The sequence below is a fragment of the Methanobacteriaceae archaeon genome, from assembly GCA_029219465.1.
Classification (GTDB): Archaea; Methanobacteriota; Methanobacteria; order Methanobacteriales; family Methanobacteriaceae; genus Methanocatella.
On record JAQXTL010000007.1, the window covers coordinates 39067 to 57956 of the forward strand.

The 18890-nt window shown below is 30.6% G+C and carries 29 protein-coding genes; 9 read left to right on the forward strand and 20 right to left on the reverse strand.

Annotated features, from left to right (window positions below):
• Positions 1 to 16: 16 nt before the first annotated feature.
• The 4 genes from PUD86_05490 to rnc form a co-directional block, all read right to left on the reverse strand.
• Positions 17 to 331 (reverse strand): AzlD domain-containing protein, encoded by a 315-nt coding sequence (locus PUD86_05490; protein ID MDD6776726.1) that lies wholly within the window; start codon positions 329 to 331, stop codon positions 17 to 19.
• Entirely contained in the window at positions 331 to 975 is a 645-nt protein-coding gene (locus tag PUD86_05495; GenBank protein MDD6776727.1) for an AzlC family ABC transporter permease, read from the reverse strand. Before PUD86_05495 ends, PUD86_05490 begins: the two co-directional genes overlap by 1 nt.
• Before the next feature lie 83 nt (positions 976 to 1058).
• Positions 1059 to 2525, reverse strand: coding sequence for a homoserine O-acetyltransferase (locus tag PUD86_05500; protein MDD6776728.1), 1467 nt, complete (start codon positions 2523 to 2525; stop codon positions 1059 to 1061).
• Positions 2526 to 3197, reverse strand: a complete 672-nt coding sequence (rnc, locus tag PUD86_05505; GenBank protein ID MDD6776729.1) for a ribonuclease III — start codon at positions 3195 to 3197, stop codon at positions 2526 to 2528.
• A 146-nt stretch (positions 3198 to 3343) separates the two neighbouring features.
• Here rnc and PUD86_05510 point away from each other — a divergent pair, with 146 nt between their 5' ends.
• A complete protein-coding gene (locus tag PUD86_05510) occupies positions 3344 to 3679 on the forward strand; it encodes a hypothetical protein (GenBank protein ID MDD6776730.1) in 336 nt (111 codons plus the stop codon).
• A gap of 5 nt (positions 3680 to 3684) precedes the next feature.
• Here the strand turns inward: PUD86_05510 and PUD86_05515 are convergent, their stop codons facing one another.
• Positions 3685 to 4062, reverse strand: a complete 378-nt coding sequence (locus PUD86_05515; GenBank protein ID MDD6776731.1) for a hypothetical protein — start codon at positions 4060 to 4062, stop codon at positions 3685 to 3687.
• A 74-nt stretch (positions 4063 to 4136) separates the two neighbouring features.
• Here PUD86_05515 and PUD86_05520 point away from each other — a divergent pair, with 74 nt between their 5' ends.
• The 3 genes from PUD86_05520 to PUD86_05530 all read left to right on the forward strand — a co-directional run bounded on the left by PUD86_05520 (position 4137) and on the right by PUD86_05530 (position 6996).
• Entirely contained in the window at positions 4137 to 5033 is an 897-nt protein-coding gene (locus tag PUD86_05520) for an EamA family transporter (protein ID MDD6776732.1), read from the forward strand.
• A gap of 55 nt (positions 5034 to 5088) precedes the next feature.
• Positions 5089 to 5970 (forward strand): bifunctional hydroxymethylpyrimidine kinase/phosphomethylpyrimidine kinase, encoded by an 882-nt coding sequence (locus PUD86_05525; GenBank protein ID MDD6776733.1) that lies wholly within the window; start codon positions 5089 to 5091, stop codon positions 5968 to 5970.
• 69 nt (positions 5971 to 6039) lie between these two features.
• The gene (locus tag PUD86_05530) at positions 6040 to 6996 is read left to right on the forward strand and encodes a D-2-hydroxyacid dehydrogenase (GenBank protein ID MDD6776734.1); all 957 of its coding nucleotides are present in this window, start codon (positions 6040 to 6042) and stop codon (positions 6994 to 6996) included.
• A 140-nt stretch (positions 6997 to 7136) separates the two neighbouring features.
• Here the strand turns inward: PUD86_05530 and PUD86_05535 are convergent, their stop codons facing one another.
• Both PUD86_05535 and PUD86_05540 read right to left on the reverse strand, forming a co-directional pair.
• Positions 7137 to 7325: a 50S ribosomal protein L37e gene (locus PUD86_05535; GenBank protein MDD6776735.1), complete on the reverse strand. Its 189-nt coding sequence runs from the start codon at positions 7323 to 7325 to the stop codon at positions 7137 to 7139.
• Between the two features lie 57 nt (positions 7326 to 7382).
• Positions 7383 to 7613: an LSm family protein gene (locus PUD86_05540; GenBank protein MDD6776736.1), complete on the reverse strand. Its 231-nt coding sequence runs from the start codon at positions 7611 to 7613 to the stop codon at positions 7383 to 7385.
• 299 nt (positions 7614 to 7912) lie between these two features.
• On the opposite strand from PUD86_05540, the gene PUD86_05545 reads away from it, so the two are divergent.
• The 3 genes from PUD86_05545 (at position 7913) to arfB (ending at position 9656) form a co-directional block, all read left to right on the forward strand.
• The gene (locus tag PUD86_05545; GenBank protein MDD6776737.1) at positions 7913 to 8404 is read left to right on the forward strand and encodes a DUF4065 domain-containing protein; all 492 of its coding nucleotides are present in this window, start codon (positions 7913 to 7915) and stop codon (positions 8402 to 8404) included.
• A 67-nt stretch (positions 8405 to 8471) separates the two neighbouring features.
• Complete coding sequence (locus PUD86_05550; GenBank protein ID MDD6776738.1) at positions 8472 to 8954, forward strand: RNA-binding protein; 483 nt, start codon at positions 8472 to 8474, stop codon at positions 8952 to 8954.
• A gap of 9 nt (positions 8955 to 8963) precedes the next feature.
• Entirely contained in the window at positions 8964 to 9656 is a 693-nt protein-coding gene (gene arfB, locus PUD86_05555) for a 2-amino-5-formylamino-6-ribosylaminopyrimidin-4(3H)-one 5'-monophosphate deformylase (protein ID MDD6776739.1), read from the forward strand.
• On the opposite strand, the gene PUD86_05560 is transcribed toward arfB, so the two are convergent.
• Positions 9653 to 10012, reverse strand: a complete 360-nt coding sequence (locus PUD86_05560; GenBank protein MDD6776740.1) for a hypothetical protein — start codon at positions 10010 to 10012, stop codon at positions 9653 to 9655. The genes arfB and PUD86_05560 overlap by 4 nt on opposite strands.
• Positions 10013 to 10077: 65 nt before the next feature.
• Between PUD86_05560 and PUD86_05565 the strand changes: the two genes are divergently transcribed.
• Entirely contained in the window at positions 10078 to 10674 is a 597-nt protein-coding gene (locus PUD86_05565) for a YigZ family protein (GenBank protein MDD6776741.1), read from the forward strand.
• A 16-nt stretch (positions 10675 to 10690) separates the two neighbouring features.
• Here PUD86_05565 and PUD86_05570 read toward each other — a convergent pair whose 3' ends face one another.
• The 6 genes from PUD86_05570 to PUD86_05595 all read right to left on the reverse strand — a co-directional run bounded on the left by PUD86_05570 (position 10691) and on the right by PUD86_05595 (position 13047).
• Positions 10691 to 10801 (reverse strand): rubredoxin, encoded by a 111-nt coding sequence (locus PUD86_05570; GenBank protein MDD6776742.1) that lies wholly within the window; start codon positions 10799 to 10801, stop codon positions 10691 to 10693.
• A gap of 10 nt (positions 10802 to 10811) precedes the next feature.
• Complete coding sequence (locus tag PUD86_05575) at positions 10812 to 10931, reverse strand: rubredoxin (GenBank protein ID MDD6776743.1); 120 nt, start codon at positions 10929 to 10931, stop codon at positions 10812 to 10814.
• A gap of 57 nt (positions 10932 to 10988) precedes the next feature.
• Entirely contained in the window at positions 10989 to 11150 is a 162-nt protein-coding gene (locus PUD86_05580; GenBank protein ID MDD6776744.1) for a rubredoxin, read from the reverse strand.
• A 12-nt stretch (positions 11151 to 11162) separates the two neighbouring features.
• Positions 11163 to 11750 carry an acyltransferase gene (locus PUD86_05585; protein ID MDD6776745.1) on the reverse strand — a complete coding sequence of 196 codons (588 nt, stop codon included), beginning with the start codon at positions 11748 to 11750 and terminating at the stop codon, positions 11163 to 11165.
• A 381-nt stretch (positions 11751 to 12131) separates the two neighbouring features.
• Positions 12132 to 12725 carry a hypothetical protein gene (locus tag PUD86_05590; protein ID MDD6776746.1) on the reverse strand — a complete coding sequence of 198 codons (594 nt, stop codon included), beginning with the start codon at positions 12723 to 12725 and terminating at the stop codon, positions 12132 to 12134.
• A 55-nt stretch (positions 12726 to 12780) separates the two neighbouring features.
• The gene (locus tag PUD86_05595) at positions 12781 to 13047 is read right to left on the reverse strand and encodes a hypothetical protein (protein MDD6776747.1); all 267 of its coding nucleotides are present in this window, start codon (positions 13045 to 13047) and stop codon (positions 12781 to 12783) included.
• A gap of 154 nt (positions 13048 to 13201) precedes the next feature.
• Here PUD86_05595 and PUD86_05600 point away from each other — a divergent pair, with 154 nt between their 5' ends.
• Positions 13202 to 14071 carry a zinc ribbon domain-containing protein gene (locus PUD86_05600; protein MDD6776748.1) on the forward strand — a complete coding sequence of 290 codons (870 nt, stop codon included), beginning with the start codon at positions 13202 to 13204 and terminating at the stop codon, positions 14069 to 14071.
• Between the two features lie 18 nt (positions 14072 to 14089).
• On the opposite strand, the gene PUD86_05605 is transcribed toward PUD86_05600, so the two are convergent.
• From PUD86_05605 to thpR, 6 genes are all read right to left on the reverse strand, one after another.
• Positions 14090 to 15046 (reverse strand): cysteine synthase family protein, encoded by a 957-nt coding sequence (locus PUD86_05605; GenBank protein ID MDD6776749.1) that lies wholly within the window; start codon positions 15044 to 15046, stop codon positions 14090 to 14092.
• A gap of 89 nt (positions 15047 to 15135) precedes the next feature.
• Positions 15136 to 15624, reverse strand: a complete 489-nt coding sequence (locus PUD86_05610) for a hypothetical protein (GenBank protein MDD6776750.1) — start codon at positions 15622 to 15624, stop codon at positions 15136 to 15138.
• Positions 15625 to 15634: 10 nt separating this feature from the next.
• On the reverse strand, positions 15635 to 16321 hold the full coding sequence (gene npdG / locus PUD86_05615) for an NADPH-dependent F420 reductase (protein ID MDD6776751.1): 687 nt from the start codon (positions 16319 to 16321) through the stop codon (positions 15635 to 15637).
• Positions 16322 to 16329: 8 nt separating this feature from the next.
• Positions 16330 to 16881, reverse strand: a complete 552-nt coding sequence (locus PUD86_05620; GenBank protein MDD6776752.1) for a DUF2284 domain-containing protein — start codon at positions 16879 to 16881, stop codon at positions 16330 to 16332.
• An 82-nt stretch (positions 16882 to 16963) separates the two neighbouring features.
• Positions 16964 to 18319 carry a CCA tRNA nucleotidyltransferase gene (gene cca / locus PUD86_05625; GenBank protein ID MDD6776753.1) on the reverse strand — a complete coding sequence of 452 codons (1356 nt, stop codon included), beginning with the start codon at positions 18317 to 18319 and terminating at the stop codon, positions 16964 to 16966.
• Positions 18320 to 18323: 4 nt separating this feature from the next.
• A complete protein-coding gene (gene thpR / locus PUD86_05630) occupies positions 18324 to 18881 on the reverse strand; it encodes an RNA 2',3'-cyclic phosphodiesterase (protein MDD6776754.1) in 558 nt (185 codons plus the stop codon).
• Between the last annotated feature and the right edge of the window lie 9 nt (positions 18882 to 18890).

Here is an 18890-nt window from a genome sequence, read left to right on the forward strand (position 1 = left end):
TCCTTATTTTCTATTTTTAAAAAAGAGGAACAACAGAATAAACTGTTATTAATACAACCACGGTTATAATAACAATTGCACCCATTGGAGCCTTTTTCCATGCAAGAGCTGCTGCTACGATTGCACCTATTAAACCAATATACCATAATTGATTGTCTACTGTTAATACTCCAGGACAAATTAAAGCAGCTAATGCTGTATATGGAATTAAATTTAAGAATTTCTCGAATTTTGGTGAGAAATTAAGTTTATCAATAAATAAAGCCGGAATTAACCTTGGAATGAATGTTGCAAGGCTACAACCAATAATTACTAACATTATATAATCCATTAAGCATCACCTGAAAGTACGTATTCATCATCAACAATATACATTCCAACTGCTGCACCTACAAGTGTAGATACAATTAAAGCCCAGTTTCCTAAAAATTGGCTTAAAATAATGTTTAAAACAGCAGTTATCACTACTAAAGCTGCAACCTGTCTGTTTTCCTTAACAGCAGGAACTAAAATTGCTACAAATAAAGCGTAAAGTGAAATATTAAAACTGTTTGTCACAATTACCGGAAGCAAATCTAAAACTACAACACCGATTGCTGCTCCAAAAATCCAACTGAGCCATGCAATTATAGCAATTCCAAGATAAACCCATATTGAAGAATCCTGACTTAAAGAAAACATTGCAAAGGATTCATCAACAGTTGTATGAGCTGCCAGGATATTCAAAGGCAAATTAGAGTCTTCTACCTGATTTAAAACACAGGTTGACATTACAAAATACCTTAAGTTAACAACAAAGTTAGTCAACACAATTGCCATAATACTTGCACTGCTTAACACCATTGACGCAGCAATAAACTGTCCTGCTCCTGCATAAACAAAAACAGACATTGCCACAGTTTCCAATGGACTCATACCTGCTTTTATTGCAATTGCTGCATAACCAATTCCCATTGGAATATATCCAAAAGTAATTGGAATACCCTTTTTAGCACCCTCAATAAATTTAGCTTTTCTTGAAATAATAACAACCTCAAAAAATTAAAATAAGAAGTAATTTAACTAAGTAAATTACTTATTTGGTCTGTAGTAATAAGACCTAAGACTTTCATGTCTTCATCAACCACAGGAAGACAGGAAATGTCTAATTTACGCATTTTACGTGCAATTTCTTCAATTGCATCATCTGCATGACAATATTCAACATTTTTTGTCATGATATCTTTTAGACGATTTGTACCTGTTGCGATAGATTTAGATAAATCCCAGCTTGTAACAATACCAATAAGTTTATCATCATCACTAACAACTGGAATATGAGTTACATTTTTATCCAACATTAATTTAGCTGCTTCTACAACATCAGAACCTTCTTTAATTTTAGCTATTTTTTCCATCATTAAATCATCAACAACATTTTCTGATAGGAAATTAGCAAAAATATAATTAAGCTGGCCTTTTTCAAGTAAAAATGCGTCATGTCCATAGTTGGATTTTACTTCTGAAAATGAAACATCAACATTATTTGCATTAAGAGCAGTTACAATTTCCATACATTGATCTGTTGGATATAACCAGTCCGTATCAACAGAAATAATCTTCACATTTGCTTCAACATCTTTAAATCCATCAATTAATGAGTCATTAACAGATAAGTCAAATAAATCAACTGCTTTTGTGATGAATAAATAACTATTAGCGTCAAAACGTTTTACAAATGATTCTCCTTGGTGTTTTAAGTAACTTTCAACCTGGAAATCAACTGAAAAGTCATAACTAATTTCGTCTTTGTCCTGAAGGCCACGTCCAAATTTGATATCCATTGATTCATCACTTAAATAAGTAATATGTGCAATCATACGTGCAATGGACAATCCATTACTTGGAATTTCACAAGAATCATAGTAATTTCCATCATTCCAACTAGGATCTGAAAATATTGCCTGGCGACCTACTGCATTAAATGCAATTTGTTGAGGTGAAGACATTCCAGTAGTAGCTATTGCAATAGCCTTTTTCATCATTTTAGGATAAGATACAATCCATTCAAGGACCTGCATTCCTCCCATTGACCCACCAACAACGGCAGCTAATTGGTCAATTCCAAAAGAATCAACTAATTTCTTTTGAACTTTAACCATATCATTAATAGTAATTACAGGAAAATCCAAACCGTATTCTTTACCGGTTTTAGGATTGATTGAGCTTGGACCAGTAGTTCCTTTACATCCACCTAATACATTGGAACATATTATAAAGTATTTTTCACTATCTAATGCTTTTCCAGGACCTATTACCATTTCCCACCATCCTGGTTTTCTATCGCCATTATGCCATCCAGCAGCATGAGCATCACCAGTTAATGCATGACAAATTAAAATAGCATTAGATTTTTCTTTATTAAGCTCACCATAGGTTTCATATGCTACAGTAACTTCTTCAAGAGTTTTTCCACTATCTAATACAATTGGATCGGATATATCAAGGTATTTTGTCTCAACAATACCAACAGATTCTTTATTCATTTATACCCCTTTTATATTCAATTTTTCAATAGCTATTTTTGCAGCTGCTTGTTCTGCTTCTTTTTTATTTCTACCTTTTCCAACACCCATTTCTTTACCATCAACCATTATTGCAATGATAAATGTCTTATCGTGAGGAACTCCATATTCCTCTAATATTTCATATGATACGTCCATTTCGTTTGCATCACCATATTCTTTCATGGTTGACTTGTAATCAGCAAAGAAAACTACTTTTTTATCAATGAATTTAAATATATTCTCAGCAACAAAATTCTTTACAAAATCCCAACCCTGATCTAAAAACATTGCACCTAAAAATGACTCAACAATATCTGCTTTTATAGACATCAATTCATTTTTTGTAAGGTTTGATTCCTGAGCAGAGACGTGTAAATACTCATCAAGGCCCAATTCTTCAGAATAATGGATTAATGCAAATTGACAAACGTAATTTGCTCTTAATTTTGTTAATTTACCTTCACCATACTGAGGGTATTTTTCATAAAGATATTCTGAAACAATGACACTTAAAACAGAGTCACCTAAAAACTCCAAACGTTCATAGTTATAATCCAAACCATGTATTGTTGAATATGAACCATGAGAAAATGCAGTTTCATATAAAATCTTATTATCTGTTTTTATGCCAAATTTTTCAAACAAATTCATAGATAAATCCCAAATTAAGTTAATAACATAATTAGTTATGATTTTTTAGTTATATATACATAACTAATTATTTGTTTTCAAATGCTCCCTCACTTTATTTATATGTTAATTAGAACCAAATTAAAAATAAAAGAGGATTAGATAGCATGATTATTAATTGGAAACAAGAAATGAAAAAAATCGACCCTGAAATGAAATTTAGAGCTGAAGGCGGATGGTTAAAAACAGTTGAAGAATTAGACAAAAGTGTTAAAAACGGATACTCACTTGTAGGTGACTTTGTAAAAGCAGGTGATTATGAAGAAGAATACGATGAAGGATTATATCTTGACTGTAATAAAGAAAAAAATGGAAGAAAAGTACAACAGGATTACAGACTATTTCGTATTAGAGATGGTAAATTAAGATTACTTGATATGGTAATTGACGGAACCAGCACATGGGCTGTTGATTTATGGGATGCTGTTGAAGACGAGCTTTAAAAAAGCTATTTTTTCAATACAAACTTTGAAAAACCGGTTTCCTGGACGTTAATCCTATTATCCAAACAGGTAGGTTGTTGTAATAGAATAATTTTATGGTCTATATTTTGAGGATAATTTTTTCCCTTACCATCAATTATTCCTCTAAAACTTACACGAAATTCTCCTGTTTGTCCAATATCCATCATTATTTTCTCAGATGAAATAACATCATCAAAAAAGTTTTCAATATCACTTATTTCAAATATTGGAGCAATATAACTTATAGCCATCAACCCATTTTCATTTTCTCTAATTTTAACATTTCTTTGATCTAATTTGATAGAATCATTTGTTCTAGTTCTAGTCAATGTAATATAATCTGAAAGCCCAAAATTCAACATAAAATCACCATTATTACTATTATATTGACAAATAAGAATATAATTTTTATTGATGAAAAAATAAAATATAATACATGGGATTTGATAAGAAATTAATAGTATTTTTTCCAGTAATTGCTGGAATTTTATGGGGATCTGGTGGAATTTTTGTAAGAGCATTCAATGATTTTGGATTTCACACTCTTTCAATTTTCGCATCAAGAGTAATTCCTGCTACAATATTATTATTTATTATGCTATTGATTTATGATAAAAAATCACTAAAAATTGATATTAAAGATATTTGGGTGTTTATTGGAACCGGTTTGATTGCAACATTACCATCTAGTGTATTTTATAATGAATCATTACTTAATGTTTCTCTTTCACTAGCTGCATTATTACTGGGTCTTTCTCCAGTATTTGCACTAATTATATCAGTAGTATTATTTAAAGAAAAACTAACTTCAAGAAAAATATTCTGTTTGGTTATTGCACTAATTGGTTGTTTATTTGTAAGTGGAGTATTGGAAACATCAGGATTTAAATGGTCAGGATGGGGAATTATAGCAGGGCTTTTATCTGCACTAACATGGGCTATTTATGGAGTATTCTCAAAAATAGCTATTAAAAAGAATTATTCTACATTAACAATTCTCTTTTACAATTTCTTTATATGTTCCGTATTTCTAATACCATTTACACAGTGGGATTTATTTATAACATATACTGCTACAAATACACTAGAGAATATACTGGGTATTGTTTTTTATGCAATAATTACAATAGTGCTTCCATATTTCTTATTTAATTATGCATTAAAATACATGGATAATGGAGAAGCTACAATATTATACGGCGGTGCTGAGCCTATTGCGGCTACTATATTTGGAGCATTAATTTTTGCAGAATATCCAAGTATCCTTAATATGATTGGAATTATAATTACAATACTTGCATTATCATTATTGGTCAAATCCAATGAAATATAATTTAACAAAATATTTAATATAAGAATTACATTAAAACTAATTAGAGGTAAAAAATATGACTAACAACGAAATAGTTCTTTACAACAGAGAAAAAGATTACATCCCTCGTATTGCAGCAATCAATGATTTATGTGGATACGGAAAATGTTCCCTTGGAGTAGCTATTCCAGTATTATCTGCAGCAGGATGTGACGTTTGTCCTGTTCCTACAGGATTATTCTCAAATCACACTGCATTTCCTGAATGGCATATGCATGACACAACAGAAATTCTCAATGATTACTTAAACGCATGGAAAGGAATTGATGTTGATATTGATGCAATATACTCAGGATTTTTAGGTTCAGAGGAGCAAGTTGACATTATCAGAAGTGTTTACGAAACATATCCTAATGCTCTTAAAATCGTAGATCCAGTTATGGCAGACCATGGTCAAGTATACCCAACATATACCGAAGAATTATGCCAAGCAATGGCAAGTCTTGCATGTGATGCTGACATTCTTACTCCTAACCTTACCGAAGCAGCTATTATTTTAGGAGAACCAATCGGTGATGAATGGGGAGGTTCCAATATTGATGATGAAGAAGCACACCGTATTTTAAACGCTCTTTTAGACCTTGGAGCTAAATACGTTGTATTAAAAGGTATTCAAAGAGAAGATGGCATCATCCGTAACTTTGTAGGTGGTAAAGACATGGAAATTACAGAAGCATCCAATGAATTTTTACCATACATGTTACACGGTACCGGAGATTTATACGCAAGTTCCCTTTTAGCAGCAGTCATGGTTGGTAAAGACATGGCAAGTGCTGTTGAATTTGCAGGTAACATTACTCATGATGCAATAATTGTATCTTCAAAACAACCAAACTTCCAAGATCGTGGAGTAAACTTTGAAACACTTCTTGGTCAAGTAACCGATTTATTAGACTAATTTTTTAAGATGGTTTAAATACCATCTACAATATATTTTTTTAAAAAACTATTTTTTTGCGTGAATATTATGAAATTAAAAGCAGTACTACTTGAAGCAGGAGCAATTAACAACGGAGATATATCTTTAAGTGAACTTTCACAGGATGTTGATTTGACAATCTATGAAAATACAACCGAAGAAGACAAATATGAGCATATTGGTGATGCACAGATTATATTTGACAATAAAATTATAATGGATGAAGAAGTATTTGAAAAATGTCCGAATATTGAATATATTGGAATTTGTGCTACAGGATACAATGTTGTTGATATAGAAGCTGCAAGAAAAAGAAATATTACTGTTACAAATGTACCTGCATATAGTACAGACAGTGTTGTTCAGCTTACATGGGCACTTATTTTAGAACAAACCTGTAATTTAAGCCTTCATGATAAAAGCGTAAAAGAAGGAGACTGGATAAAGTCTGAAACATTCTGCTACTGGTTAAAACCAATTACTGAACTTGCAGGAAAAACCTTAGGTATTATTGGATATGGAAATATCGGAAGAAAAGTCGCCAATATTGCTAAAGGCTTTGGAATGGATGTTATTGTAAATACTGCACATCCTGAAAAATACGCCGATGAGATTAGTTTTGTTGAAAAAGATGAACTTTTTGCAAAATCAGATATTATTACACTTCACTGCCCACTTACCGAAGATACAAAGCAAATCATAAGAAAACAAAACATTGACAAAATGAAAGATGAAGTTAGAATAATCAATGTTTCTAGAGGTGGACTAGTAAATGAACAGGATCTTGCAGATGCACTAAACAGTGGAAAGGTATTATCTGCAGGAGTTGATGTAATTTGCGAAGAACCTATGGTAGAAGATAATCCTTTACTTAATGCTAAAAACATTATAATAACACCTCACATGGCATGGGCAAGTGTTGATGCAAGAAAAAGACTTGTAAGTGAAGTTTCAAAAAACCTTAAAGCATATCTTAATAATGAAAAAAGAAATGTAGTTAACTAGGTTAAATATTGAGCAATTAGAATCCAAATTAAAAATTATAAATAATATTTTTTTTAAAAATAGTTGAGATTTTTGAGATAATATGCGTTTATTATCCCAAATAATTTAAAAAGTACTATTAAAAGTACATGGATAAAAACCTATACTAATCTTTGTCTAGTAGTAGGTTTTTTGTTTTGCCAGCTGTATCTTCTAATCTTTTTGGATTTACCGAATCCGCAAGAAGCACAGACTTTTTTACGTATGTGGTAACTGTTTCTACCACATCTTCTGCATCTGATATGGGTCTTTTTATTCTTTTTACCCATTGATGGAGTTCCCTTTGACATTGATACACCTCCCCTTATTTATCATAAAATTATAATCTAGAAAGTATTGAATAATATTTATGGTGAAATATAAACAATATTGTCTCCTCTAATGAGCACAACACCGAGTCTTCTAGTAACTTCTCCGTCTTGTAACTCTTCTGCATCATTAAGAACTAAATTCATGTGTAAATCAAAGCTCTTAAGTATGCCTCTAAATTCACGATCTCCTTTGAGTTTGATTAAAACAGGAGCATCCACAGATTTTCCTAATGCGTCAAGTGGTCTTTGAACATTTTGTCCGCTCATTATATCACCTTATATTATTACAATTTTTATAGTTTTTAATATGAATTGAGTTAAATACTCATTTTAGACATAATATAATCAAGTTAAGATAAGACAAAACCTAATTAAAACTAATACTATTAATTATAGTTTATCTACTATATAAATGTTACTTTAATTCCATAAAAAAGATTAAAAAATAATAGTCATACTAAATATTAAGTAAACTACTATTTAAATTATTTTTCAAATGCTCTTAGACTTTTCTTAAAAATAAACAAGAACATAACTAACTCTAACCAACCATCATAGGCCATACCATGAATTTCAACCGTGAAAAATATATTGACATAATAATGTATATTCTTATTAAATGCTACTCAAAACCTAATTTGGGAAAAACCGTACTGTGCAGCATACTGTATTTCATTGATTTTAACTATTATGAGCTCTACGGGACATTTCTAACCAATGAAACCTATATTAAATCAAAAACGGGCATAAAACCTAAGCATTTCAATGAAGTTACAAATGAATTAATCGCAAATAAGAAGTTATTTTTAAGAAAAGAGCAGTATTATCACAGAATCATAAACAGATACTACCTTACAACTATCCCTCAGTTTAAATTTAGCATAGATGAGCTTGGAGTAATCAACAAATCAATTGATAAATTAAGTGAAAATAACGCAAGTACAATAACAAAATATGCAATAAAAGATCCTCCATTACATATTGCAGATTTTGGAGATGTTATAGATTACAGATATGTATTTTGTAGAAATGACAACTATTCTTTTATTAAAAAGTAATTAAGACAAAAATTTATTTATTTTAAAAATAATAATTATTATTAAATAAACAGTTAATGGTATTAATATGGTTGTAAAAGTTAAAAAAAGAAATTTTTTAAAAAAGAAAAAGATTAAAGAAATAAAAGCAGAATTAGGCGAATACGGAAATTTACTTCAAGGAAAGAAAAATGTTGAAATACTTGAAGCAGAACCAAATTCTTTTATTTTAGTTGATGGTGAACCATATATTATATTAATTGATGGAAAACCATTCCCAACACTCAAAGCAGCACTTGCAAATGAGATTGAATCCAAAACCGTAACTGTAGACATGGGTGCAATCAGATTTGTAACCAATGGTGCAGATATTATGAGTCCTGGAATTGTAGATGCATCTAAAGGCGTTGAAGCAGGAGATGTTGTCTTAATTATCGATGAAACACATGGAAAACCATTAGCTATTGGAGTAAGTTTACTTTCCGGTGAAGAAATGGTTGAAAATGATTCTGGAAAAGCAGTTGAAACCAAACATTATGTTGGTGATGATATCTGGAACTTTGAATTATAACGTGATAGTATGGCTGAATTAAGATACAGAGCTGGAAACATAAGAAATCCTGAAGTTCATAAAATTGGAATAATTGCACTTGGATCACATTTAGAAAACCATGGACCAGCTCTTCCAATCGATACTGATGCTAAAATCGGAGCACACATTGCATTTCAATCAGCACTTCAAAGTGGAGCTAAATTTTTAGGAATTATGTATCCTGCTCATGAATTGGATACAATTGACCATGGAGTGCATGTTTCTCTTGAAACACTAAAAGAAGAAGTTGTAAAAACACTAATTAATGCTAAAAAATTTTTAGATGTTGAAAAAGTAATCATTGTTAATTCACATGGTGGAAATATTCCTTTAATGCATGAATTATGGGATATCGAAGATAGAACTGACATGTATGTTGTATTTAACAATAAAGTGATTTCTTCAGAAGGCCCTCACGGTGGAAGCGGTGAGTTGTCAATGGCAAAAGTCTTAGGTATTGTTAATGAAGAAGAACTTAAAAATCAGTCAGATGTTAACAAATATGAAGAGATTGGCCTATATGGTTTTAAACAAGCACGCCATGATGACCCTAACATTGAAGCAGGTGCAAGAGACGTTGAAGAAAATGGTGTTTATATAGATGAAGAGTACGGAAAAAGACTCTTTGATTTAGCCATTAGCTCCGTACTTTTAGATGTTGAAAAGTTATTAGATTTCTAAACAGTTTTTTCAGATTTTTCATCATGTTGAGGAGTATCCTGTTCTTGATCATGCCCAGATTCAGATTCCTGTTTTGAATCAGAATTATCATGACTATTATCATCAACAGTAGTCTCCACTTGAGAATCAGAATAATCGTTAGAATCTGAATAGCTATAATCATCATAACTATTATCATCTCTATTAATCATATCCTCAGTAATATTTGTAACATTGTCCATAAACTCATTAGTTGTATTGTCATCTGGTAAAATTGATATTTGTCCAGTCATTGATGCACAAACACAAGCAAGACAAAAAGCTACAATTGATACTACAAAAACCACTAAACATACAGCAGACTTACTTTTAGACAAAATATCACTCCAATAAAATTATTAAAAATAATATGTTAACACTAATATAAATAAATATTGATACAATGAAAACTATTAAAAAAGCAATTCAAATTGAAATTAATGTTAAAAAATCCCAATTTATCTGTTCATTAGTTCCAACTAAGACAAAAGCTGAATCCAAGGAAGTTATTCGTAAATTCAATGAAAAATACAATGATGCAACACACAACTGTACTGCATACATTGTAAGTGACGGAGAAGGCTTTGATGATGATGGAGAACCTGGTGGAACAGCAGGAAAACCTATGATTAATGTTTTAAGAAAAAATGAGATTCATAATGTTACTGCAGTTGTTACCAGATACTTTGGTGGAATCAAACTTGGTGCTGGTGGACTTGTAAGAGCATACTCAAAATCAGTAATGGAAGCTATTGGAGAAGCTGAAATTCTCGAAATTGAACAGTATGATGTTTACAATCTTAATTTTGAATATAGTGACATTAAAACAGTTGATGGAGAAGTTAGAAACAATAAATTAGAAGTAATTGCTAAAGATTATAGTGATAAGGTAAGCTATGATGTTGTATCAAAAGACAATAGAGATATTTTAAAGATTTTTGAAAAATACCTTGGAAAAATTAGTGTTGAATTTAAAAATAAACAATTTTTAGAAAAATAAAATATTATTGAAGAACTTATTGTTCTTCAAAGTTAGCTGCAGGTACACCACAAACTGGGCATACGTAATCTTCTGGTAATTCGTCTTCTTCTAAAACGAATGCACAAACTTTACAAATATAAGCCATTCTAAACCACCTATTCTACTTTTTCAAACATATCGATGTTTGCACCGCACATTGGACATTTGTAGTCTTCTGGGAGTTCTTCGAATTCATCAGTTACATATCCACAAAGTTTACATTTGAATTTAGCCATATTTAATTCTCCTAAATACATTTAATTAATAATAGTATATTCATTTTAATATATAAATTAATCTATTTTTTCAAACATGCCTTTTGACATTTTACATTTTGGGCATTTAAATGAGGAAGGTAAGTCTTCAAATTTAGTTCCATTGTCAATACCTAATCCTTCTTCAACATTATCTTCATCAAAGACATATCTGCAGATTTTACACATATATTGAGCCATAAAAAAACCTCATTAAAATTTATTTGGAACTTTCAAGTGATCAGGAAGCGGTTTAATACGTGCAGGTGTTCCAATAGCCAAATAGAATGGTGGAACAGAGTGTATTACAATAGCTCCTGCAGCAACAATAGCTCCTTCACCTACTTCAACATTTGATAAAAATGTAGTATTACCACCAATTGAAGCACCACGTCTGATTTTAGGTCCTTGAAGTTCATAATTAATTCTTACAGGATATTTATCATTAGTAAAACAGGCACAAGGCCCGATAAATACATTATCCTCAATTACAGAATTAGTTGGAATATAAACATTAGATTGAATACTAACATCATTTCCAATAATTACATCCCCTTCGATTACAGTATTGGTTCCAATTAAAACATCATCTCCAATATTGGTATTTTCACGAATAACAACATTGTGTCCTGTTCTAAAATTATCTCCAATTACAACATCATTATAGATAATTGAATTTGACCTGATTGTGTAGTTGTTACCAATTACAGGAGGTCTTGAATTTGGAGAATATTCAACACCAAACTGAATATTTTGATCAGCAGGGAAATTTAATTCAGGTTTTGAATAATCATGCTGGATAGATTCTCTTTCATAAACAGGTCTTTCATAGACAACTTCATCTTTTTGTGCATAAAAGTCCTCTTCAGGATATCTTTGTTGTCTAGAGGGTTGTTTATAAAATTCATCCTGATTTTGAACACTGTAAGATTGTCTATCCTCATATACATGATAAGGATTCTCCCTAACTTGAACATAAGGTTTTTCCCTACTTTTTGAGTGTTTATCATCAAGAGTTTGTGAAAATCTAACCATATTATCAAACCTTCATTTAAATAAAATAAATCTATTAATGATTTAAGATATGTTTTTAATTAGTATATATACTAACTGGTTAAAAATTTGATGAATTTTATAATTATAGATAAAAAAATAAAAAAAAGTAGATGATTATTAAATCATCTATCTAACTTTCAAAGTTGTTTTAACAGAAGTTTTGCAGTACAGTGCTTTTACTGTGTATGTTTTTCCTATTTTAAGCTTTTTAATAATAGTTTTGCCTAATGTTTTCTTAGCAATACCCTTAGAGTCAGTTTTAACTTTGTAAGTTTTTCCCATAAATTTAAAGGTTATTACTTTACCTTTTACCATTTTACCGTTGATTTTAAGACTAGCTTTTAAGGTAAATGATTTTGCAGTTTTCTTAACAGTTAAAGAATAAACTTTAAGCACCTGTTTTACAGTAACTGTATTTTTCACCTTTTTAGCGTTAAATTCCGTGACAATTGAGTATTTATTTGGAATAAGATTAATTTTTAATTTAGCTATTCCGTTTGCATCTGTTTTAATGGTATATGTTTTTCCAGCTATTGTAAATTTAACAGTCTCGCCAACAACTGCATGACCGTCTGCACTTAAAACTTGAGCAGTAAAGTAAGATCCACCAAGATAATCAACAGAAATATCTTTAGTTATGATTTTAGAATCATCTGCTAAAGTATACACTTTAAGACAAACTGTTTTATTTTCTAAGGTAATATCAATCTGATTAGTCACCTGAAAGATGTTTTTACACCAATCTTTCTGATTTAGAAACTTAATATAAAAAGAATCATTTTCCACGTTCAATAAAAAAATGGTCCCTTAACTTTTTTGCTTTATCAAAAATAGAACCCTGTTCTAAAAATAATACTACTTTTTCAAATTCTTCATCAGTTAATTGGCATTTATTTAGTTTATCCAATTGAGTTCTAAAATTAGATAATAATTCACTTTCATTTCTAATTTTAACTCTTTCATATCCATTTTCAGATAATCTTTTAATAAGATTATTTTCCAATACTGCTTCACTTTGAGATGACATACTACTACCTTTCATATCTAAAATAACAACATCAATATTAAATTGTTTTAATAATAATTTTATTTCAAGTAATATATTAAATTTAATAAATTAACATCATTACCTCATCTTATTATCAAAACTAATATTTAACTCAAAATATAAACAATTAAACAGAAGGAATTAATTTATGGTTCAATATTGTAGGAAATGTGGAAAACAGCTTGACGATAATGTTAAGTTTTGTGATGCATGCGGATTTGAACTTGACGGAGAACTTCCAAAAGAAAATAGATCAGTTCCAGTTCAAACAAAAACCGATAAAAGTGCATTTCTTAGTAAATTACCTTTAGTTTTAGCTATTATTTCCACAATTGTATGTGTTGAAGGATTAACCACCCCTATTTTAATGGGTGAAGAAGCTATTATGGCTGCAATAGTTCTTGGAATTATTGGAGGAGTAGTTGGTATTGTTTTAATGGAGAGATTTGATGAGCCTTTAGTTGCTGCAATGGAGTTTATTGTAACTGGAGGATTAATTTATATTTTTATTGCAAGATTTGGTGATATCTCTCTTATATTGTTTATAATTACAGCTGTTGCTACATTATACTTTAAAGGACATCATGCAAATAACAAAAAATTGTTTGCTGTGCCAATAGCTACTATTGTATTGATATTTGTTCTTATAATGGCTGGTGGAGCATTATATCAGTTTAGCGCTGTAAATTCAGTAAGTGTTGGAAATATAAGTCAAAACATAACTGATGACGGTTATGGATATTATAATGGTGAAATAAACGGTGATATTAGGGTAGACAGTAATTTTGATTACTTGTCTGTTGATGTTGATTTTTATGACAGTACTGGAAAAATTATTGACTCAACAATAGGCTGGAATGAATTGCATCCTGAAAGTGGAAAAACCTATAAGATTTCAGCAATGTATTTTGGTAAAACACAGCCTGTAAAAGCAGAACTTAAAGTTGTTGACTCTGCTTCATCAACAACTCCATTATACAATGAAACTATCACTATTTTAACATCTTCTGGAGTTTAAATACTCCACTTATTTTTTTTAAATTACTTCAAAACTGATGAGTTTTACTTTATTTGATATTAAGTTTTCATCATCATCGATTGGTTCGGATAATTTGGTTGTAATGTATTTTTTATTATCATCAGCAAATACTGTAGCTACTTTAATATCATCCTTGTTTACCAATACACTTGCAAGGAAATTAGCTCCACTGGAAATTCCAATTCCTAAACCAAACTCTTTTGCAATTCTTTTAGACATATTAATTGCATCTACATCATCAATTAATACAATATCATCAATTAAATCTTCTTCAACAATTCCAGGAATAAAGTCATCTCCAATTCCTTCAATCATGTGACTTCCTTCTTCCATTCCCATTTTAAGAATTGATAATGTACATGGTTCAAGAGCATATAATTTAAAATTTGGATTGTGCTGTTTTAATCTTTTACCAATTCCCATAAGTGTTCCGCCGGTTCCAATACCTGAGACAAATGCATCTACATCAGGAAGATCTTTTATTATTTCTTCACCGGTTTTAAATTGAGCTTCTACGTTTAATGGATTGTCAAATTGAAGTGGTCTGTATGCATCGTTTTTAATAGCAAAGTCTTCTGCAAGTTCCAATGCCTTTTTAAATCCACCTTCTTCTTTTGAAACTAGATGAACATGAGCTCCATACATCTGGATAAGTTTTCTTCTCTCAATTGATACCCAGTCTGGCATGAAAATATGAACTTCATGGCCAAAAAGCGCACCCATTGCACTAAATGCAATTCCTGTGTTTCCACTTGTTACTTCTACAATAGCTTCTCCGTCTTTTAAATTGCCGTTTTCTTTTTCTGTTTTGATAATATGTGCTGCAATTCTGTCTTTTATACTTCCAGAATAATTGTAGAATTCTAATTTTGAGTATATGCTTCTTAGTTTTCCTTCATATTCATAATCAATTTTTATCATTGGAGTATTTCCAACTAGTTTTCCAATATCCATATTTATTCAATCCAATTTAAAATTATATATTACAATAAAATATGTATTTTGGATTAAAAATAGTTTTTTAATTTTTTCTAAAAAAAGGATTATTTTCTACAATCATATCCTAATTCATTGATAATTTTTTGAAGATATTTCTTTTTTAAAACAAATTCTCTCTTATTAGCCATTTTTTGTGAGTTTGGCTGTGGGACTTTTTCATTTAGTCTTGCAGCTCCCAGGTATTTTGTGTCACCTTCAGTTAGTTTGTGAGCCTCACCATTATCAATAGCTTTTTTAATAAAGTAATAATCCTTAAATAACACGTCAAAATCATTACTTAGGTAATATAACTCCAAATCTGTTATTATTTCATCTTCATTATACCAGATTATTAAGATTGATTCATATTTAAATAAATCTACAAAAGATATTAAATTAAAATAGTCTATGTCTGCGAGCTTGAATTTCAAAGCAGGATATCTTTTGCCGCAGTGTTTTGTAAAATAAGGTAGTGTTGCAATAAAAAAAGTTGATGAATCATTTAAGGAGACATCATTTATGTTTTTGCCTATTAATTCCTCAAATGAATTCATATTAATCAGTTTATTCCTTGTCGAGTGCAGGAATTCCAGTAATTCTTAATCCACCATAATGGGATTTGTATTTGATGTTTAATCCAATTAATAATGGGGTGATTTTTTCAATAATACGTGATTTTTCTAAAACACCACAGTCGATTGTTTTAATTCCAGGGATTTTGTCAATGATTTCTGCTGCGGTTTTTTTAGCTTCAACGTCATCTCCTGCAATAAGACAGTCACAGTCGATTTCTTCTGGAATGTTTGCAAAGTGTGAGTTTGAAATGTTACAGAATGCACAGATTACTTTTGCACCGGTTCCTTCCAAAATAGCAGCACATCTCTCAGCAGCTGATCCTTCCATTAAGTCAATGAATCTGGATGGTTTTCCACCAATTGCAGTTTCTAAAGGTACAGTTGCATCCATGACGATTTTATCTTTACAAAACTCTTTGATTCCTTCAAGAGTTGGTTTTTGAGCAGATAATGGTACTGTGATAATTAAAACATCACCGTTTTTTGCAGCATCTTCGTTTGCCATACCAGTCATGTTTAAGTCATAGTCTGCTAATTCTTCTTTAGCTTTTTGTACTACATCAAGAGCTTTTTCTTCTTTTCTTGAACCTACAATTACTTCTACACCTTCAATAGCTAATCTTTCAGCAATTCCAAGTCCTTGAGGTCCGGTTCCACCAATAATACTTACAATCATTTTCTCACCTATTTTTTATCATAAAGTAAACCGCCGACAAATATCAAGTATTCAGGCAATTTCCCATCTTTAGCATAAAGTATTTTATATCCGAAAAGGTCTTCAATAGTCCTGTCTACATCAGCACCTAATCCTTCAATAGCATATCTCATTTTTACAGGCATTTTACAAGGCATGCCAAAGTCTCTTGTACATCTCATACAGAGATTACATTTACCGAGATATAAACCAAGAGAATCTTCATTTTCAAGCATATAAATGTCATTCATTAATCTTCCTTTTACACGCTCAAATCTCTTTAAAATAAACTCTAATTCCCTTTCTTCAAATGTGTGTTCAAGTTCTTCTTTTGAAAAATCGATTTTAAATGCAATAATTTTAAGTTTATTGTAGGATTTCCATAACTCCTCTACATCAAAATCATATGGAGGATAGTTCCAGTTATATCCAACTTGTTCTTGTTCTTCAATGCAAAGTTTTGAAAACTTCTCAAAATCAACGTACTTTTCAAAATACTCCTCAACATCAACATCTGCAGTTAGTTTTACAATCTCTGACATGATTAATTATTTGATTAATCAATATAATAAAAGTTTCTAAATAACAGAAGATAATATCCGTTACAAATAAAAAAAGTAGATTTTATCTTATGATGTGCTGACCTGGGTGGATGAAATCATCTAAAAATTCATCACTTGCAATTTCGCCAACATCAATGAATTCATAAGTGTCAATAATATTTTTCTTAAGGTTTTTACCTACCTTAATAAGGCTAATATGCTGTTTTGTGAAAATATGCTCAATTAAGCTTTTAGCATTGTTGAACTGTCTTTCTTGCATATGAACTAAAAAATCATCCTGAATATAGCAGTTTTCACGACCATATTTAGCAACAAAGTTTTCACATGCCTTAGTAATAAATACTTTAGGCCCTACATTGACTTTAACATTGTTTAGGGTTGATGAAGCCATTTCAAGTAAAATTACACAACTTAAAATCTCATCACTCCAGTAGTCTGCCTTAAATACATTAAACTCCTCATCATTTAATTTACGCTCAAGAGCTTCTGTTGTCTTTTTAAGCTGAGGATGTAGAGTATCTAACGGAATATCTGGAATATTGAATTTAATAGCTATAATATCACTATTTCTTTGACTAAACTGCTCAATTATATCAACTTTATTTAAATCACGCTTAATTGGATAGAAATAATCCATTTTATTATCTGAGAATATGTAATTACGTGCTGACTGGATAAATTCTGATAATTTGTTAAGCCTTAGTGCTGCTCCAACATTACGATTCATATCTGTTGGATCAATTACAATTAACGGATCATTGAATAATTTAGAAGTTCCATAATCTTCAAGATCAATACTGTGACCATATTTCCAGTTAATAGCTGATTTTAAGGTGTTTTCAAATGTTTCGTATTTAATAATTAGAAGTTCACATAAGTATCCTGCAAACCCGCCAACCTTAAATTCAGAGCCGTATGTTCCAGTCATTGCCATGAAACGTTTAAGAAGTAAAACTTCGTCTTCCTGGCCTTCTTTTAAATTGGCTTTAACATATCTGGTGTGCAATATTGTTCTGTCTACTGCAGATTTAAGCTCGCTTCCATCATTTATCTCATAACATGGAACAATATCCACTTCATAGCCTTCAATATGAGTAGTTACATAAGGATGTGATGCAAAATGATGTTCTGGAGTGCTTTTAAACTCGCTGCAGCATTTATGTGCTAAATCAAGACCAGTTTCTTTTAAGAATTTCTTGTCTGTACTTAACGGGAATGCTATAAAAATATCAATGTCGGATTTTCCTCTAAGTGCAGTGTTTTTAGCAACAGAACCTACAAGGTTAACTTTAGCCTCGATATTGCTCTTATCACATAAGACTTGTAAAAAATTAATTATTTTTGATGAAACTTCATTGATTTGTTTTGTTTCATCAAGTGTTGGTTTTATTTCATTTAAAATTAGATTATAGTCCATGAAATCACAATTCAAATACTTTTAAATCTTCATAAATTGGTCCTGATGGTGTTAGTGTGGATTTTTTTAAGCTGATTTTATCAACAATCATCTCACCAATTTCAATATCCTTAAGTTCTTCAATTATTGATTTAACCTGGTTTTTGTTTTTAGCGGATTTCATACGACCAATTGTAAGGTGTGTTGAGAATTTTCTGTCCTTGTCAAAACCTAATTTGGAAAATTCCCCATCGAGTTTATCGTGTAATTGACGGATAAGTAAATCCTCATCTATTCCAATCCATATCACTTTAATGTGACTGTTGTTTGGAAATGCTCCACAGCCTTTAATTTTTATCTTAAATTGATCAAATTCAGATACGGCATTTGCAATTTTTTCTTCTAAAACACTTAAACCCTCAGTGTCAATGTCTCCAAAGAATTTTAATGTTAAATGAAGATTGTTTAATTCAACATATTTTATATTAGCATCAGTTTGCTTAAATTGCTTAATAATCTTATGAATTTTTGGTTTTAAATCATCATCTAAATCTATTGCAAGAAATGCTCGTACCTGTGACATGTTTTAACC

Excerpts from the sequence above, each read along its gene's own strand:
- cca (MDD6776753.1), bottom strand. The coding sequence starts at position 18,319 with ATGGACTATAATCTAATTTTAAATGAAATAAAACCAACACTTGATGAA.
- PUD86_05580 (MDD6776744.1), bottom strand. The coding sequence starts at position 11,150 with ATGGCTCAATATATGTGTAAAATCTGCAGATATGTCTTTGATGAAGAT.
- PUD86_05510 (MDD6776730.1), top strand. The coding sequence starts at position 3,344 with ATGATTATTAATTGGAAACAAGAAATGAAAAAAATCGACCCTGAAATG.
- PUD86_05520 (MDD6776732.1), top strand. The coding sequence starts at position 4,137 with ATGGGATTTGATAAGAAATTAATAGTATTTTTTCCAGTAATTGCTGGA.
- PUD86_05540 (MDD6776736.1), bottom strand. The coding sequence starts at position 7,613 with ATGAGCGGACAAAATGTTCAAAGACCACTTGACGCATTAGGAAAATCT.
- PUD86_05490 (MDD6776726.1), bottom strand. The coding sequence starts at position 331 with ATGGATTATATAATGTTAGTAATTATTGGTTGTAGCCTTGCAACATTC.
- PUD86_05565 (MDD6776741.1), top strand. The coding sequence starts at position 10,078 with ATGAAAACTATTAAAAAAGCAATTCAAATTGAAATTAATGTTAAAAAA.
- PUD86_05600 (MDD6776748.1), top strand. The coding sequence starts at position 13,202 with ATGGTTCAATATTGTAGGAAATGTGGAAAACAGCTTGACGATAATGTT.
- thpR (MDD6776754.1), bottom strand. The coding sequence starts at position 18,881 with ATGTCACAGGTACGAGCATTTCTTGCAATAGATTTAGATGATGATTTA.
- PUD86_05575 (MDD6776743.1), bottom strand. The coding sequence starts at position 10,931 with ATGGCTAAATTCAAATGTAAACTTTGTGGATATGTAACTGATGAATTC.
- PUD86_05525 (MDD6776733.1), top strand. The coding sequence starts at position 5,089 with ATGACTAACAACGAAATAGTTCTTTACAACAGAGAAAAAGATTACATC.
- PUD86_05535 (MDD6776735.1), bottom strand. The coding sequence starts at position 7,325 with ATGTCAAAGGGAACTCCATCAATGGGTAAAAAGAATAAAAAGACCCAT.
- npdG (MDD6776751.1), bottom strand. The coding sequence starts at position 16,321 with ATGATTGTAAGTATTATTGGTGGAACCGGACCTCAAGGACTTGGAATT.
- PUD86_05620 (MDD6776752.1), bottom strand. The coding sequence starts at position 16,881 with ATGTCAGAGATTGTAAAACTAACTGCAGATGTTGATGTTGAGGAGTAT.
- arfB (MDD6776739.1), top strand. The coding sequence starts at position 8,964 with ATGGCTGAATTAAGATACAGAGCTGGAAACATAAGAAATCCTGAAGTT.
- PUD86_05545 (MDD6776737.1), top strand. The coding sequence starts at position 7,913 with ATGAATTTCAACCGTGAAAAATATATTGACATAATAATGTATATTCTT.
- PUD86_05550 (MDD6776738.1), top strand. The coding sequence starts at position 8,472 with ATGGTTGTAAAAGTTAAAAAAAGAAATTTTTTAAAAAAGAAAAAGATT.
- PUD86_05530 (MDD6776734.1), top strand. The coding sequence starts at position 6,040 with ATGAAATTAAAAGCAGTACTACTTGAAGCAGGAGCAATTAACAACGGA.
- PUD86_05595 (MDD6776747.1), bottom strand. The coding sequence starts at position 13,047 with ATGAAAGGTAGTAGTATGTCATCTCAAAGTGAAGCAGTATTGGAAAAT.
- PUD86_05570 (MDD6776742.1), bottom strand. The coding sequence starts at position 10,801 with ATGGCTTATATTTGTAAAGTTTGTGCATTCGTTTTAGAAGAAGACGAA.
- PUD86_05605 (MDD6776749.1), bottom strand. The coding sequence starts at position 15,046 with ATGGATATTGGAAAACTAGTTGGAAATACTCCAATGATAAAAATTGAT.
- rnc (MDD6776729.1), bottom strand. The coding sequence starts at position 3,197 with ATGAATTTGTTTGAAAAATTTGGCATAAAAACAGATAATAAGATTTTA.
- PUD86_05515 (MDD6776731.1), bottom strand. The coding sequence starts at position 4,062 with ATGTTGAATTTTGGGCTTTCAGATTATATTACATTGACTAGAACTAGA.
- PUD86_05610 (MDD6776750.1), bottom strand. The coding sequence starts at position 15,624 with ATGAATTCATTTGAGGAATTAATAGGCAAAAACATAAATGATGTCTCC.
- PUD86_05500 (MDD6776728.1), bottom strand. The coding sequence starts at position 2,525 with ATGAATAAAGAATCTGTTGGTATTGTTGAGACAAAATACCTTGATATA.